18 protein-coding genes are annotated in these 16,204 nt (G+C 52.5%); 15 read left to right on the top strand and 3 right to left on the bottom strand.

What is annotated here, in order from left to right; translation table 11 throughout:
• Positions 1-7: 7 nt before the first annotated feature.
• From M6D81_RS15175 to M6D81_RS15140, 8 genes are all read left to right on the top strand, one after another.
• Positions 8-667, top strand: a complete 660-nt coding sequence (locus tag M6D81_RS15175) for a nucleoside recognition domain-containing protein (RefSeq protein ID WP_262677754.1) — start codon at positions 8-10, stop codon at positions 665-667.
• On the top strand, positions 660-1,196 hold the full coding sequence (locus tag M6D81_RS15170; protein WP_317259130.1) for a spore maturation protein: 537 nt from the start codon (positions 660-662) through the stop codon (positions 1,194-1,196). The genes M6D81_RS15175 and M6D81_RS15170 overlap by 8 nt, the downstream gene beginning before the upstream one ends.
• A 54-nt stretch (positions 1,197-1,250) precedes the next feature.
• Positions 1,251-1,991 carry a pseudouridine synthase gene (locus M6D81_RS15165; protein ID WP_262677753.1) on the top strand — a complete coding sequence of 247 codons (741 nt, stop codon included), beginning with the start codon at positions 1,251-1,253 and terminating at the stop codon, positions 1,989-1,991.
• An 83-nt stretch (positions 1,992-2,074) separates the two neighbouring features.
• A complete protein-coding gene (locus M6D81_RS15160) occupies positions 2,075-2,605 on the top strand; it encodes a redoxin domain-containing protein (protein ID WP_262677752.1) in 531 nt (176 codons plus the stop codon).
• A gap of 11 nt (positions 2,606-2,616) precedes the next feature.
• Positions 2,617-4,296 carry a cytochrome c biogenesis protein ResB gene (gene resB, locus M6D81_RS15155; RefSeq protein WP_262677751.1) on the top strand — a complete coding sequence of 560 codons (1,680 nt, stop codon included), beginning with the start codon at positions 2,617-2,619 and terminating at the stop codon, positions 4,294-4,296.
• Entirely contained in the window at positions 4,293-5,552 is a 1,260-nt protein-coding gene (ccsA, locus tag M6D81_RS15150; protein ID WP_262677750.1) for a cytochrome c biogenesis protein CcsA, read from the top strand. Before resB ends, ccsA begins: the two co-directional genes overlap by 4 nt.
• Before the next feature lie 36 nt (positions 5,553-5,588).
• Positions 5,589-6,305, top strand: a complete 717-nt coding sequence (locus tag M6D81_RS15145) for a response regulator transcription factor (protein WP_262677862.1) — start codon at positions 5,589-5,591, stop codon at positions 6,303-6,305.
• A gap of 1 nt (position 6,306) precedes the next feature.
• The gene (locus M6D81_RS15140) at positions 6,307-7,770 is read left to right on the top strand and encodes a cell wall metabolism sensor histidine kinase WalK (RefSeq protein WP_262677749.1); all 1,464 of its coding nucleotides are present in this window, start codon (positions 6,307-6,309) and stop codon (positions 7,768-7,770) included.
• A gap of 166 nt (positions 7,771-7,936) precedes the next feature.
• Here the strand turns inward: M6D81_RS15140 and serA are convergent, their stop codons facing one another.
• Together serA and M6D81_RS15130 are read right to left on the bottom strand one after the other, a co-directional pair.
• The gene (serA, locus tag M6D81_RS15135) at positions 7,937-9,529 is read right to left on the bottom strand and encodes a phosphoglycerate dehydrogenase (RefSeq protein WP_262677748.1); all 1,593 of its coding nucleotides are present in this window, start codon (positions 9,527-9,529) and stop codon (positions 7,937-7,939) included.
• 245 nt (positions 9,530-9,774) lie between these two features.
• Positions 9,775-10,695 carry a hypothetical protein gene (locus M6D81_RS15130; protein ID WP_262677747.1) on the bottom strand — a complete coding sequence of 307 codons (921 nt, stop codon included), beginning with the start codon at positions 10,693-10,695 and terminating at the stop codon, positions 9,775-9,777.
• Positions 10,696-10,765: 70 nt separating this feature from the next.
• Between M6D81_RS15130 and M6D81_RS15125 the strand changes: the two genes are divergently transcribed.
• Both M6D81_RS15125 and M6D81_RS15120 read left to right on the top strand, forming a co-directional pair.
• A complete protein-coding gene (locus tag M6D81_RS15125) occupies positions 10,766-11,359 on the top strand; it encodes a CPBP family intramembrane glutamic endopeptidase (RefSeq protein ID WP_262677746.1) in 594 nt (197 codons plus the stop codon).
• Positions 11,356-11,604 carry a hypothetical protein gene (locus M6D81_RS15120; RefSeq protein WP_262677745.1) on the top strand — a complete coding sequence of 83 codons (249 nt, stop codon included), beginning with the start codon at positions 11,356-11,358 and terminating at the stop codon, positions 11,602-11,604. The genes M6D81_RS15125 and M6D81_RS15120 overlap by 4 nt, the downstream gene beginning before the upstream one ends.
• Here M6D81_RS15120 and M6D81_RS15115 read toward each other — a convergent pair.
• Entirely contained in the window at positions 11,588-12,478 is an 891-nt protein-coding gene (locus tag M6D81_RS15115; protein ID WP_262677744.1) for a polysaccharide deacetylase family protein, read from the bottom strand. The two genes, M6D81_RS15120 and M6D81_RS15115, sit on opposite strands and share 17 nt — an antisense overlap.
• Before the next feature lie 174 nt (positions 12,479-12,652).
• Here M6D81_RS15115 and M6D81_RS15110 point away from each other — a divergent pair, with 174 nt between their 5' ends.
• The 5 genes from M6D81_RS15110 (at position 12,653) to M6D81_RS15090 (ending at position 16,127) form a co-directional block, all read left to right on the top strand.
• Entirely contained in the window at positions 12,653-12,973 is a 321-nt protein-coding gene (locus M6D81_RS15110) for a hypothetical protein (protein ID WP_262677743.1), read from the top strand.
• 213 nt (positions 12,974-13,186) lie between these two features.
• The gene (locus M6D81_RS15105; RefSeq protein ID WP_262677742.1) at positions 13,187-13,801 is read left to right on the top strand and encodes a genetic competence negative regulator; all 615 of its coding nucleotides are present in this window, start codon (positions 13,187-13,189) and stop codon (positions 13,799-13,801) included.
• A 150-nt stretch (positions 13,802-13,951) separates the two neighbouring features.
• On the top strand, positions 13,952-15,187 hold the full coding sequence (locus M6D81_RS15100) for a Glu/Leu/Phe/Val family dehydrogenase (RefSeq protein ID WP_262677861.1): 1,236 nt from the start codon (positions 13,952-13,954) through the stop codon (positions 15,185-15,187).
• Between the two features lie 17 nt (positions 15,188-15,204).
• Positions 15,205-15,897 (top strand): glutamic-type intramembrane protease PrsW, encoded by a 693-nt coding sequence (prsW, locus tag M6D81_RS15095; RefSeq protein WP_262677741.1) that lies wholly within the window; start codon positions 15,205-15,207, stop codon positions 15,895-15,897.
• Positions 15,898-15,965: 68 nt separating this feature from the next.
• Entirely contained in the window at positions 15,966-16,127 is a 162-nt protein-coding gene (locus tag M6D81_RS15090; RefSeq protein ID WP_262677740.1) for a hypothetical protein, read from the top strand.
• The last annotated feature ends 77 nt before the right edge of the window (positions 16,128-16,204 follow it).

The raw sequence follows: 16,204 nt of genomic DNA, 5'->3' as shown, positions 1-16,204 counted from the left end.
CGTAACTATGGTGAATTGGATATGGCTGTTCTTTATTGCCGCCAGCGTAGTAGTAGCCGCATTCACCGGCAAGATGGACACGGTGACGGCAGCCGCCTTCGATGGGGCAAAATCGGGAGTGACGGTCAGCTTTGGGCTGATCAGCATTATGGTGTTCTGGCTCGGCATGATGCGAATAGCCGAAGACGCTGGATTGCTGAAGAAGCTGGCGGTCATGCTGGGACCGATCGTTCGCTGGCTGTTCCCCGATGTTCCGAAGGACCATCCTGCGATAGGCTATATTATGAGCAATCTTAGTGCGAATCTGTTCGGTCTAGGCAACGCGGCAACTCCGATGGGCATCCGGGCGATGCAGGAGCTGCAGAAGCTGAATCCGGACAAAGAGACGGCGACGCCGGCGATGTGCACTTTACTGGCTCTCAATACGTCCAGCATAACCCTCGTACCTACCACCTTGATCGCCATTCGGATGAATTACGGCTCCGCCAATCCTGCGGAAATTATCGGTACAACGCTGGCAGCGACATTCATCGCCACCTTTGCCGCGATTGCCGCAGATCGGTGGTACCGCAGCAGAGCGCAATCCCCGCCTAGAACCCCTGCTGCAGGCAACCACAACAAGACAAGCAGCCATGTTCCTGCCTCGGGAGGTGGCGAGGTTGTATAATTGGTTCTCCACGATATCCTCCTGGATGATCCCGGCCATTATCGTATTCATTCCCTTATATGCAGCTATGAGAAGGAAGCTGCCCGTATACGAGACATTCGTGGAGGGAGCGAAGGACGGCTTCGGAACGGCCATTAGCATCATTCCCCATCTGGTCGGCATGATGGTGGCCATCAGCATGTTCCGTGCATCCGGGGCGATGGAGCTGATGCTGTCTGCTGTACGTCCGCTGTTCGACTGGCTCGGCATACCGAGCGAAGTGCTTCCGCTTGGCTTGCTGCGGCCGCTGACCGGCGCGGGTTCGCTTGCTTTTACCGCAGATCTGATCGGCACTTACGGACCGGATTCCATGATCGGCCGAATCGCTTCTACGATACAAGGAAGTACGGATACGACTTTGTATGTGTTGACCGTATACTTCGGAGCTGTCGCCGTGAGACGTACGCGCTATGCATTGAAGGTAGGCTTGTTCTCCGACATGGTCGGATTCGTCGCGGCCATTATGATCTGCATGTACATATTCAGATAATCTCGCTTGTGATTTGCACTCGATATCGTTATGATGGAGAGTGAGGTGAAACAATTGGAACGTTTACAGAAAATATTAGCGCAAGCGGGCGTAGCTTCCCGCCGCAAATGCGAAGAGCTTATTCAATCCGGTGTCGTAGAGGTTAACGGAGAGAAGGTGACTACGCTCGGCGCCAAAGCAGATGCCGCAGCCGACGTCATTACCGTGAACGGCAAGCCGATACGCGGAGAGAACAAGCTTTACTTGATGTTGAACAAGCCCAAGGGCGTCATTACGAGCGCGACCGATCCCAAGGGCCGGAAGGTCGTCACGGATTTCCTGACCGGCATTAAGGAACGCGTCTATCCAGTTGGACGACTGGATTACGATACGGAAGGACTTCTGCTGCTGACGAACGACGGAGAGTTCGCGAACCTGCTTACCCATCCCAAGCATCATGTGCCGAAGACGTATCATGCGAGCGTCAATGGCATCCCGCACGGAACTGCGCTGGAGCAGCTGCAGAAGGGCATTAAGCTGGAGGACGGCATGACTTCTCCCGCCGAAGTGGAATATGTGGATGTGGATATGGATGGGAATAAGGCCACTGTGTCCATTACGATCCATGAAGGACGCAACCGTCAAGTCAGGCGGATGTTCGAAGCGATCGGACACAAAGTAACACGGCTTCGCCGCATCCGATTCGGTGAGCTGGGTCTCGAATCGCTGCGTCGGGGCAAGTTCAGACACTTGACGCCACAAGAGGTGAAGGAGCTGCTGGACCTAGCGCGCAAGACACATAAAGTTCATAAATAGTGAACGGCGGCGGCAGTATTTGCCGTCGACTTTTCGTTATAATGAAGTCAATGTGCATGACATATTGGTGGTGAGAACACATAATGGGAAAAAACCGAAAGAAAGTGCAAATTATTATTCTGATCGCCGTCTTCCTCATCGGCGGATATGCCATCGGGAGTACGTTGTTCGGCAAAGAGGATACGGGGCAGATCGAGGTGGGAATGGAGCCGCCTGCATTCACGCTGGCTGATCTTGGCGGTAATCCGCAATCTCTGTCCGATTACGAGGGACAGCCCGTCATCATTAACTTCTGGGGAACGTTCTGCGAGCCGTGTGTGAAGGAGATGCCCGAATTCGAACGGCAATACGAGAAGTGGAAGGACGATGGGCTGGTCATTCTTGCGATCAATCTGAGCGAGGACACGCTCTCGGTCAACAACTTCGTAAAGCGGTTCAACTTAAGCTATCCCATCCTGCGCGATGTCAACCGCAAGACCGAGCGTAAGTACGGCTTGCGCCAATATCCGACGACATTCTTCGTGAAGCCGGACGGCAAGCTGATGGAGGTCGTCGTCGGGGGGATGAGCGAAGAACAGATTGACGTCAGAGTTGAACGTCTGCTGCAGTCATAGGAGGTCATCACTTGTTACTACCGGAAAATACGAAATGCGAGTGCGGTCACCAGAACGCCGTCGGAACCGTACTGTGCGAATCCTGCGGCAAGCCGCTGGACCAAGAGCTGCTGCAAGCGGAAACACCGCTTGAGATGCGGTACGACGGCGTTGCCAGAAGGTCGCAGAAGAGCAACCCCAATCCGATAGACCGGATATGGAACTTCTTGTCCTCGGTGAAGATAGCCATCTACTTAATTGTTATTACGTTCCTTGGAGCGATGCTCGGCACGGTCTATCCCCAAGAGAGCACATTCATAAGCAAAACGTTCGACGCGGCTTCCCACTACGAGGAGACATACGGCCTGACGGGGAAAATCTATTACTTGCTTGGATTGTCCCATACCTATGAAAGCTGGTGGTTCATTACGCTGCTCGTCATGATCGGCGCATCTCTGATCATATGCAGCCTGGACCGGGTGCTTCCGCTGTATCGTGCACTCAAGAAGCAGCAGATCCGCAAGCATCATCAATTCATTCTCAGGCAGAAGACAGTCTACAAGGAGAAATTAGAAAGCGATGCCAACGAATGGACGGAACAGTTCGCCGATGCGCTGAAGCGCAAAGGTTACAAGGTCCATCGGGACGGCACCGCTTTGCTCGCTGAGAAAAACCGCTTCAGCCGATGGGGGCCTTATATTAATCATATCGGCCTTATCCTGTTCCTGCTCGCGGCACTGGCCAGAAGCATCCCTGGCTGGGAGATGGACGAGTATGTGAAAATTACGGATGGCGATACGGTGCCCGTCCCCGGCACGAACGATCAGTACTATATCAAGAGCGAGAAGTTCATCGTGGAATATTATGCCGAGGAGGATCTTCCCGAAGAGCTGAAGGGCACGATGCGCGCCAAAAACTTCGAGACGAAAGCCGTCTTGTACGAATGTGTGGAAAACTGCGGCTTGGATTCGCTGAACGAGCCCGTCCTGAAGGAAGTGAAGCGGCACTCCATCATTGTGAATGACCCGCTTAAATACAAAGGCTTGAAGCTGTATCAATTCGATTTCGATCTGAATCCCCGGCTCAATGCCGTTCATCCGGTGTTGGAGGACAAGCGTACGGGCGACATATACGGCCCATTCTATCTGCCCATGAAGGACGCCGAGACGACGCATCAGCTTGGTCCGTTCACTTTGGAATTGTATGCGAACTTTATGGAGTTCGGTCTGGACAGCAATGGAGATCCAACGACACTTTCCAGGGAGCCGAACGCGCCTGCCTTCATCTTCACAGTGAAAGGTCCGGGGCTGCTTCCGGAAGGAGAGCCGTATATGTACTTTCCAATGCAGAAGGATAAGGTCAGATTCTCGCAAGATACGATCAACCGGGAACTGTCGGAGAAGATTGAGATCAGGGTGGACGGCATGGAGAATGTAGAGTTCTCTGAAGCGTCGACGTATTTGAATGTCCGTGTGGATCGTGCGCTCCCTTATATCTGGATTGGCGCGGCATTTTCCATGATCGGCTTGTTAATGGGCTCATACTGGCAGCACCGCCGCATATGGCTGCGAGTGGATGACAGCGAGCTTGCGCTGGGCGCACATACGAATAAAAACTGGTTCGGCATGCGTAAGGATGTCGCGGCAGCATTGAAGAAGACAGGGATCGATATCGACCCCAAGTCTCTGGATAACGGAGGGAAAAACGCGTGAGTTTACTCGATTTCAGCAGTGACGTATTTTTGGCGGCATTTTTTCTGTATTGCTTCGCATTTCTGTTTTATATGATCGCAATTGCAGGCAAAAAGTGGAGCAACCGCGATCCTCAGAAGCATGAGAAAAAGTGGGGGAAAATCGCCTTTTTCGTGTCAAGCCTCGGCTTGGCGGCGCATCTCACTTTCTTCTTCACCCGCTGGATCGGCAGCGGGCAGATACCGACGAGCAACATGTACGAGTTCATGACGTTTCTCGGAATGGCGATTATGATCGCGTATACCATCGTATTTCTGATTTACCGCAAGCCGATTCTGGGCATGTTCGCCCTTCCGCTTACAGTGATCATCATTGCGTATGCATCCGTCTTTCCGCAGGAGGTTCAGCCGCTTATCCCGGCTCTGAGCTCTATCTGGCTGAAGGTGCATGTAACGACGGCAGCGCTCGGTGAAGCCTTCTTCGCCGTAGGATTTGCCGCGGGCTTGATGTATTTGCTTCGCGTTACAGACTTTAACGACAAGGGCAAGCGTGCCAGGAAGGCGCAATTCTGGGTAGAATTCACGCTTTATGCCATTACGGTCATTATCGGCTTCATTATTGTCGTGTTCGCGTTCCGCGCAGCAGGCTACGAAGCGGATTTTACGAGAGAGAAGGCGCTGGTGGACGACAAGGGAGTTGTCCAGACGATTGTGGAAGATGAGCATTATACGCTGCCGCCGATCGTGAAGCCATACAATAGCGAAGTTGTCGCGATGCAGCCGTTCCTCGGTATGGAGCAGCCACTATTCCAAGCGCCGGACTGGATGAACGGCGTAAGCGCCGGACGCAAGCTGAATACGGTCATTTGGTCCATCATTGCAGGGACGATTCTGTACGGACTGCTGCGCTTGGCGTTCAGGAAGCGTCTCGGAGCGGTTATTCATCCCTTCATGGACGGCATTGATCCTGACGATCTGGACGAGATCAGTTATCGCGCCATCGCGATCGGCTTCCCGATCTTTACGTTGGGCGGCCTGATCTTCGCGATGATCTGGGCAGAGATTGCCTGGGGCAGATTCTGGGGGTGGGACCCGAAGGAAGTATGGGCCCTCATTACATGGCTGTTCTACAGCGCTTATCTTCACTTCCGGCTGTCTCGCGGCTGGCAGGGCCGTCCGTCCGCATGGCTGGCGGTTATCGGCTTCGTCATCGTATTATTCACGCTGATCGGAGTCAATCTGATCATCGCGGGACTGCATTCGTATGCAGGTGTATAATAGAGGAGAAGAAAGTAGCGGGAAGGAGCTGCAATGATGCCAGATTACGGCAATCGCATATTGGTCGTTGACGATGAAGAGAGAATTAGACGACTGCTGAAGATGTACTTGGAGAAGGAAGGCTATGCAATCGATGAAGCGGAAGATGGGGAGTCCGCGCTGCGTATGGCGGTGAGTGGCGACTATGCGCTTATTCTGCTGGACGTCATGCTTCCGGGCATAGACGGGGTGGAGGTGTGTTCACGTCTCCGCCAGGTGAAGGCTACTCCCGTCATTATGCTCACGGCCAAGGGGGAAGAGATGAACCGCGTGCAGGGCTTCGAGGTAGGTGCGGACGATTATGTGGTGAAGCCGTTCAGCCCGCGCGAGGTAATCTATCGCGTCAAGGCGATTCTGCGCCGTTCCTCGGCAACAGCATTCCTGACGAAGGAGAAGAACACGAGCAACAATATCGTCTTCCCGCATCTCGTCATCGAGCATGACGCGCATAGAGTGACGGCAGGCGGGCAGGAGGTAAGCCTGACGCCGAAGGAATACGAGCTTCTGCATTATCTCGCCGTGTCCCCGGACAAAGTGTTCTCCAGGGAAGAACTGCTGAAGGATGTATGGAATTACGAGTTCTTCGGCGACTTGCGCACGGTGGATACGCATGTGAAGCGGCTGCGGGAGAAGCTGAACAAGGTGTCGCCTGAAGCTGCGGGCATGATTACGACCGTATGGGGCGTCGGCTACAAGCTGGAGGTTCCGAAGTAACATGAAGCTGTGGGACCGTCTCGCCCGGCTGCTATGGCACAGTGTCGTCGGCAAGCTGTGGGCGACGATTATGCTTCTCGTTGCGGTCGTGCTGCTCATACTAGGGGTATTCCTGCTGCAATACATCGATATCTGGTTCGACCAGAAGGATTCGCATGACATTAAAGTGTTGTTCGTCATTACGGCGATCATTGGTTTTTTACTATCGACATTCTTCGCGTTCTTCCTGTCGGCCAAAATCCAGCAGCCTTTGCTCCAATTGAAAAATGCGGCCGATTCTGTCTCGCAAGGCGATTATGGCACGCGAGTCAATATACGCTCATCGGACGAGATCGGCCAGCTGGCCAATACGTTCAATCATATGACTGAGCAGTTGGACAAGCTGATTCACGATCTTAACGACGGGCGCAATCATCTGGCCAGCATATTGAGAAGCATGGGCGACTCCGTCATTACATTCGATGCGGAAGGGCAAGTCACGCTGACGAATCCGAGCGGGCATCTGCTGCTCAATCAATGGTCGGGGCTAGAGTCGGCATGGGATGATCCGAAGGTGGGAGCATCTCTCACTACGAGCGTCCCTGTTCCGCTTAGAGAAATATTCTGCAGTGTGAAGGAGCAGGGAAGAGATCTGACGGAGAAGATACATGTGCACAGCGGCGTCTGGTCGGTGGTGATGGCTCCCCTGCAATCTGGTGGAGTCGTTCGCGGCGCGGTAGCCGTTATCCGGGACGTGACGGAAGAGCATAAGCTTGACAAGCTGCGCAGAGACTTCGTAGCCAATATCTCGCATGAGATCAGGACGCCTCTCTCCATGCTGCAAGGCTATAGCGAAGCGTTGCTGGACGATATCGTCGCTTCGCCGGAGGACCGGAAGGAATTAGTTCAGGTTATTCATGATGAATCGCTTCGAATGGGCAGGCTGGTGAACGACTTCCTGGACATTGCGCGGATGGAAGCGGGGCATGTCGATATGCACTTCCAGGAGATCGATCTGAGGAATGTACTGAGAAGGGTTCATCGCAAATTCGGCGTTTATGCCAAGGAGCGAGAAGTGGAGCTGCAAGTGCAAATGCCGCAGGAACCGCTTGTGATGCGCCAGGCGGACGAGGATCGACTGGAGCAGGTGCTGACGAATTTGATGGACAATGCACTTCGTCATACGCCGGCGGGCAATTCCATTACGATAACAGGCGAGCATCTGCAAGTGAACGGCACTCCGTACATTCAGCTTCAAGTGAAGGATGAAGGGCAAGGCATACCGCAAGAGGACGTTCCTTATATCTTCGAACGGTTCTATAAAGCGGACAAGGCCAGGAAGCGGGGGACATCCGGGGGCACGGGCCTTGGCCTGGCCATCGTGAAGAATTTGATCGATCTGCATTATGGACGCATTGTTGTGGATAGCGTAGCGGGTGCAGGTACGACCTTTACACTGCTGCTGCCTGTCGAGGCGCATGAATAAGCGCTCATAATGATGCGCTTCCTGTCTGAATAAGCGGAAACAAGCGAGAGCGTACCCAGCCGGGGACGCTCTTTTTGTTGAAGCAAGCCGATTAATCTTGTTGTACGTGAAACAAAAAAGCCCTCCCGCGTACCTTGCGATGCGGGAGGGCTTGCGATTGCGGTTATTAAGGCAAAATAATTTCTTTCGCCGTATTCAATCCGGACATGTCGGTCAACTGCAGCAGCACTTCCTTCGGCGTACCCTTGTCGACGCGCAACACCATAATAGCTGAGCCGCCTTCCAGCTGGCGTCCCACCTGCATGGTGGCAATGTTGACGTTATTGTTGCCCAGCAGCGTACCGACGCTGCCGATGATGCCAGGCTTGTCATTATGGGCGATCAGAATCAGATTGCCTTCCGGCGTGACATCAACCGGGTACTTGTCGATCTGCACCACGCGAGGGCCATAGCCTGTCAATAGAGTGCCCGCAACGGAACGCTCTTCCTTCTTTGTGCGAAGGCTTACGGTAACCAGATTGGTGAAGTCTTTCGATTTGTGCGATTTCTGAACGATAATGTTAATGTCACGCTGCTTGGCCAGGTGCATGGAATTCACAATGTTCACCTGCTCCGATCCCAGATGGTGGGAGAGGACACCGCGCATAATATAACGCGTAATCGGCTGCGTATCCACTTCTGCCAGTTCGCCGGCATACTGGACGGTAATTTCTTGAACAGCTCCCTCGGATGACTGAGCGATGAAGCTGCCCAGCTTCTCACCTAGCTCGAAGTACGGCTGCAGCTTGCTCTGCAGATTGGCCGGTATCGGCGGCATGTTGACGGCGTTCATGAACGGTTCGTTGCGCAGAATATGCAGCACTTGTTCCGATACGTCGATCGCGACATTCTCCTGCGCTTCCACTGTCGACGCGCCAAGATGCGGAGTGACGATAATGCTTGGATGGCCCAGGAAGGGATGGTCCGCAGCCGGTGGCTCCTTCTCGAATACGTCGAATGCAGCGCCTGCCACGATGCCTTCATCGATGGCTTCGACGAGTGCCAGCTCATCGATAATGCCGCCCCGCGCACAGTTCACGATTCTCATGCCGCGCTTCATGACTTCGAATTGCGGCTTGCCGATCATGTGGCGAGTCTCGGGCGTAAGCGGCGTATGGACGGTGATGAAGTCTGCATTTCTGACAATGTCGTCGACGCTGCCCAGCTTCACGCCCAGCTTCTCCGCGCGCTCTTCCGTCATGAACGGATCGTAGCCCAGAATGTTCATTCCGAACGCTTTGGCACGCTTGGCTACCTCGCTGCCGATGCGGCCCATACCAAGGACGCCCAGCGTCTTGTTGCGCAGCTCTACACCGAGGAACGATTTGCGGTCCCAAGTGCCTGATACCGTCTTCTTGTAGGCTTGCGGAATGTGACGGGCCAGCGCCATCATCATGGCGAAGGTGTGCTCGCAAGTGGTAATGGTGTTGCCGTCCGGCGCGTTGATGACGATAATGCCGTTCTGCGTGGCGGCTTCCAGGTCGATGTTGTCGACGCCGACACCTGCTCGTCCGACGACCTTCAGTTTCTTACCTGCTTTCATAATGTTTGCGGTAACGCGTGTCTGGCTTCGCACGAGCATGGCGTCATAATCGCCGATAATAGCAATAATCTCTTCTTCGCTTAACCCTGTCTTCTTGTCTACTGAAACATCTGAAGCATCAACAAGCTGTTGGATACCCATATCGCTAATGGGATCGGATACTAACACTTTGAACATGTACTGCAGGCCTCCTAGACTGTACGAAGCCATAGCTGGCTTCGCCGTATTATGAACAGAAAAACCCTCTACCCGCGATGTTGGTCAAGCGGGTGGAGAGTTCCATCAACGATCGTTCGGACTTTCTCTATTTTATAGCATGATTAAGGCTTATTGCAATGCTCAAACTTGCTCATTTATGAATTTTTCGTTATGATTCTGTCATCCTCGATCGTATTCGACAAAGATTCAGACCCCTGCAGACCTTAATTCATGTCGGGCAGGAAGAAGGGAAGTTGGGGCAGAAGCTCGTTGTTGTAGAGCTTGTTTTTGAACGATATGAAGTGGCCGCTCGGTACAGCGTCCGTACTGAGAAGCAAATCCATCACCGCATTGAAGCTCTGCAGCTTCAGCTTCGCCGCGCCGCCGGACTCGATGAACAGATCCACTCTGCTCGTCAAGTCGTGAGGATAGAAGGGATACAGTTTGGAGCCGTCCGCCAGGTAACCCGATACGACGCTGTTTTTCACAACTAGCGGCTTGTCCTGCCACTTGTCAAGCGCAAGCAGATCCGGCGCTTTATACTCACCCGGAATTTCGGGATCGACGGATGCGGCCCATTTTTGCATCGCGAGGTAATAACTGTTCTGAGCCTCCAGCGATTGCTTGACTGCTTTAAGGTATGTTTCTTCGTTCATGATATAATCGTAGAGCTCGTCCTGGTCTTTTGTTTTTGCGGCTTTTTCTGCATTCTCCGCGGCTTCCTGGAACAGCTGCATGCTGCGGATGTACTGGATTTGCGCTTCTTCCAGCAGCAAGGATTTTCCCATATCGTAAGCGCTGGCCTCTTCGGCTTTCCGTTTGGACAGCTTGCCCAGATTTTTGAATGCGGCCTCGGCTTCGATAGGCTCGCTGCGCGACAATTTGCTCATCGTATTCAGCCATTCGTTTTGAAATTCACGATAGGGCGAAAATACAGTATGATAGAAAGATACAAGATCTTGCTGCTGGTATGGCACAGCCGGCTCATCCTTCTGCTCGTCGGTTTCCATTAAAGCGGCATATTTCGCTTCGATGCGGTCAGAGCCGATCTGAACCCCGTAGAAGAATGCGCCGACAGCCAGTATGAGCATGAATAGAAATCCTACGCTAAAAAACAATGCTGTTGCTGTAAATCTTTTTTCCATGGTTAATCTCCTTCTATGTATGAAATATAGGTTGACATCACATTCAGCAATTAGGAGGAAACAATTGTTTATGAAGAAATTCGATATTCGGAAAATACGCATCCGCAAGGTGAATGTTGATGAAATTAATGATCGGATGCTGCTGATCAATTTGTATGTCACGCAGGCGCTTACTTTTATTATCGGTTTCATATGGGTATTATTTCAGCATCAAAATTTGTTGGAACTGTTTGCGTTTCCCGCAACGTTTCATTTTGCCGCCTGGGGACTGCTGTTCGCAGGGGTAGTCATTCTCGTCGATCTGCTCATTTCCCGCTGGGTTCCAGAGGAGGCGGCAGACGATGGCGGCGTGAATCAGCGCATATTCGGCTACCGGCCAATTTGGCATATCGCTCTCCTTTCGCTCGTTGTCGCGATTTGCGAAGAGATGTTGTTCAGAGGAGCGATACAGCATGCAATAGGTCCTTATTGGACGAGCATCATCTTCGCAGCGATTCATGTCCGCTACTTGCGCCACTGGATTCCTACAGGATTGGTATTCTGCATCAGCTACGGTTTGGGCTGGATTTATATACAGAGCGGCAGCATTTGGGCTCCCATTATAGCACATTTTGTGATCGACTTTGTGATGGGTCTAATTATCCGATTCAGGAGGGAGTCATGAGCAGGAGAGAGAAGTTCAGCCGAAGCCAGAAGGGACAGTTGAACGGTCATGCCAAAGAGCAGGGCGCCATCGTTCGAGAGGGATTGCAATCTCCCGAGGATGAGGCCCTGCCGCCAAGACGGAAAAAGTTCCCTTCAAGCGCTAATAAATGGTCCAAATGGTACTATAATCTTTTATTTGTGCTATTTGTTGGTCTGGTGGCCTTCTTGTTCTGGTACGGGACGACGTTCAGTCATCAAGACTGACGTCAATCGATGCGGGATCGATAAACACGTAGCTTTCCCCGGCAATTTTGGTCAGCAGCTCATCCAGCGCCTCGGCCGTCCATTCCAGCTCGTGCATCAGGATGTTGGCTCCGGGGTGGAGCTGCTCCATGACATTGGCTACGACCACTTCGGGTTTTCCCTTGGCCGTCTTATCCCAGTCCAGAGAGCCGTTGGACCATGTCATATACAGCATTCCGTGATTTTTGGCGGTATCTCTGACGATATCGCTGCCGGCTCCGAACGGTGGCCTGAAGAACTTTGGTCTTTCCCCAATCAGCGCTTCCACATCCTCCTGCACCTTTCCAAGCTGGCTCTCCACATTGTCCGCGTCTTCATTCTTCAGATTGATATGGTCATAGGAATGATTTCCTATCGTCTGTCCTCGTTCATGAATTAACTTCAGCAGATCCGGATTCTGCTTCACCCGATATCCGTTGACGAAGAATATCGCCTTGGCTCCATGCTTATCAAGTGTATCCAGCATGCTGGTCAGAACCGTCTCGTCCTTCGGTCCGTCGTCGAAGGTGAGCAGTACGGCTCGTTCGGGCGCGTCCTCTTCGATGGGCACGAAGCGGAAGACTTTATTCATGCTGTACATTGCTTTGACCGGCTCAGCCGATGGTTCCGGCGCCACGTCGGGCACAGCTTCAATAGCGGCGGCTGTCTCGGCCGGTTTGAGGCTGGACTCCGGCGTCAAGTCGACGTCTGCGCTGCCAGAAGCTGACGCCTCTGGCGCAGCGGTGACGGAATCCGGCTGCACAGCCGGTTCGGCCGCCTGCTCTCCTGCGCCGCCGCTGCATCCGGCAAGCAGGAAGGCCAGAAGCGGGACTAAATACCAGTTACGTTTTCTCATCGTAAATTCCCTCCGTCTTATTTCGGGCAATGCGCCTGAATGGGTTGTTCACTTAAGTATCATATGGGGGTACGTCTTCAACGTCAATCATTTCCTTAGTGTAAGAAGCATGAGTCGAATTGGCCAGGGCAACAATAATGCTGTAACGAGCAGACAAGGAAGAGGTGATCCCACTTGAGAATGAGCAGCTTCGTGCTTGGAGGCATGGTTGGCGCAATGGCTGCGATGTTTGCGGCGCGCAGGCGTCCCGAGCTGATGGCCCGCGCCTGCACGGCCATGACGGATGCGGGAGCGGCAATTGCAGGTAAGGCGATGTCCATGTGGCTGAATGCGGATATGAAGAAGGCGGCTGCCGAAGCCCCAAAGCCTGCAGACGATACCGCAGAACGATCCGGCGTCGCTTGGGAGCAAATTGAAGCCATCATTAGCAGCGACCCGGCCGTTAAGAAAGAAGTAGATAAAATAAAGGCGGCATCGTCCGGCATGACCCATTGATCATTGACCAGCTGTTGAACAAGAATCGTTTGCGGGAGTCGCTTGTAAAGGGCAAACTCCGTTATAACGGTTCTTTTTTTTGAGCAATAATAGTGCATTCCTGAACCAGAAGTGGTAAAGTAATTGTAAGTATGGGTGTGCACATATTTTTGGCACATTGGGTTGAAATTATCATACGCTATTACGACAGCTGCTGCAGAGGAGGATCCTGTCATGAAAATCGAACGGATTAGTGGGGACAGAATAAGGATTTTCCTAACGTTCGACGATTTGTTGGAACGTGGGATCCAGAAGGAAGATATGTGGCGCGAGCCTCCGAAGCTTCATGAATTGTTCCTGGAGATGATGGAGCAAGCTTACAACGAACTCGGCTTTGAAGCAAGCGGGCGTCCTCTTGCAGTAGAAGTATATGCTATGCCTGCGCAAGGCATGGTAGTAATCGTAACCAGAGGCAAGCAGGGAAGCGTCGAAGACGGGCTGCGTGACGAAGACGAGCTTGACGATGACATATATGATATGGAAGTGACGATGGAACTGAGCGATATCATCATGTACGCTTTCCGTGACTTCGAAGATGTAATCTCTGTATCGACAGGATTGATGGCGGCAGGCATTACGGAGGGCGGTCAGCTCTATTCCTACAATGACAAGTGGATTATGGCTCTGGAGCCATCCCAGATCGATTCCGCCCGCCACAACGCAGCTATTGCGCTGCTGGCCGAATATGGCGAAGCGACATCCGTCACATATGCCATGCTGGAGGAGTACGGGAAGGTGATTATGGCGGAGGATGCAGTCAAGGCCATTTGCGATCATTTTAATTTCTAGCCTATCGGATTCCACTAACGAACATCTGCAGTCGCTTGCACTGCGGATGTTTTTTATTTCGCGCGCTTCGGTCGGCTATTCACTGGAATATGAAGTGCACCGAGGGCTCATATTAGATATATGAAGGCGGTGGATAGGGTGGATAACGAAATGAACGATGTGCTGAAAGCGACTCAGCTTGTAATTGAGCAGGCTTTGGAACGATTGGGATACGGCAAGGATATGATTGAACTGTTGAAGGAACCGCTTCGCATGTTGACGGTCAGAATACCCGTACGCATGGACGACGGGTCGACGAAAGTGTTCACCGGCTTCAGGTCGCAGCATAATGACGCTGTAGGGCCGACGAAGGGCGGAGTCCGCTTCCATCCCGCAGTGACGGAGCGGGAAGTTAAGGCGCTCTCGATCTGGATGAGCTTGAAGTGCGGCATCGCCGATCTTCCTTATGGAGGCGGGAAGGGAGGCGTCATCTGCGATCCGCGCAATATGTCGTTCCGCGAGCTGGAGCGGTTAAGCAGGGGGTACGTGCGGGCAGTGAGTCAGATCGTGGGGCCGACCAAGGATATTCCCGCTCCGGATGTGATGACCAACTCTCAGATCATGGCTTGGATGATGGACGAGTACAGTCGAATACGCGAATTCGATTCGCCTGGCTTCATTACGGGCAAGCCAATTGTGCTGGGCGGTTCGAAAGGACGCGAGACTGCGACAGCCCGAGGCGTTGTCATTATGATTCACGAGGCTTTGCGGCTTCGCAATATTCCGCTCAAGGATGCGCGGATCGTTATACAAGGCTTTGGCAATGCCGGCAGCTATTTAGCCAAATTCATGCATGAGGCGGGCTGCAGGGTAATTGCTATTTCCGATGTGCACGGAGCATTGTATAATAAAGATGGGCTTGATATTCCCTATCTGCTTGACCGCAGGGATTCCTTCGGCAATGTGACCAATCTGTTCTCCAGCTCCATGACCAATAAGGAGCTGCTGGAGCTGGAATGCGATGTGCTGGTACCGGCTGCGATTGAGAATCAGATTACAGAACATAACGCTCACGCCATTAAAGCCTCTATTATCGTGGAGGCGGCCAACGGACCTACGACGCTGGAAGCGACCCGCATGCTGACGGATCGGGGAATACTCCTTATACCGGATGTGCTGGCAAGCGCTGGCGGCGTCATCGTCTCCTATTTCGAGTGGGTGCAGAACAACGGAGGCTATTACTGGAGCGAGCAGGAAGTGGACGACAAGCTTCAATTTATGATGATACGCGGATTTCAGAATGTATACGAGATACACCGAACCCGCAAGGTGGATATGCGGCTAGCCGCATATATGGCAGGTGTGCGCAAGATGGCCGAAGCGGTCCGGTTTCGCGGGTGGGTGTAAGAAGGCAGGGAAGTCATTTGTTGGTTTCAGTTATTGCCGCGGCTATTGCTCCTGGCATTTCGCTTCTTATTTATTTATATTTGCGCGATAGATATAACGCCGAGCCGATTCATATGGTATTAAGAATGTTTCTGCTCGGCGTGCTTATCGTTATTCCCGTTATGGTTATTCAACGCGGGCTGCAGCTGTGGCTGGGCGAGACGCCATTTCTGTCCGCCTTCGTTCACTCGGCCGGCGTCGAGGAATTTTTGAAGTGGTTTGTACTCTATCATTTTATTTATAACCATACGGAATTTGACGAGCATTACGACGGCATATTGTATGCTGCCTCCATCTCGATTGGTTTCGCTACGATGGAGAACGTGCTGTATGCGATAATTACTCCGGTATCGTTCAGCTCCTTGCTTATGCGAGCTTTGCTGCCTGTGTCGGGTCATGCGCTATTCGGCGTCTTAATGGGCTATTACGTAGGGAAGGCCAAGTTCGCAAGCGGCCGAAGCAGCAAGTGGTTTCTGGCAATATCGCTCCTGCTGCCTTTCGCGCTGCACGGATTGTACGATTGGATCTTGCTCATATTCAAGGAGGGCTGGCTATGGTTCATTGCTCCATTCATGATCATTCTCTGGATATGGGGATTGTACGGCATGAATCGCGCCAATTCCAGATCGCCCTTTCGGCTCATTCACAGGGAAGAGGAGATTAAATTGTAACGTCTTCGTCCATACTGCTAATAACTGACAGGGCTTGGCGCCAATCTATAAAAAAGTTGGAGGTATGGATGGAGACGGATAGAGTGAAGGTAATAATACGCTGCAATGTATGCGGCGAGAAATTCGTTCTTCGCGGCCGCAAGGAAAGAGGCTCATTCGATACGGGCTTCAAGCAATGCATTTGCAGCAACAGCGAAGACCTGCATATTGAAGAATACAATGCGCTGTAATTGTAATGCTTAACGGCCGAATAGTGGAAGCTCGCATGCATAAAGCTCCTTTCTGCAAACCAAACTAACACCAGGTT

Source organism: Paenibacillus sp. J5C2022, assembly GCF_025567625.1.
Classification (GTDB): domain Bacteria; phylum Bacillota; class Bacilli; order Paenibacillales; family Paenibacillaceae; genus Pristimantibacillus.
Note: the sequence above shows the minus strand (reverse complement) of the source record. Positions and strands in the feature narration are given on the sequence as shown.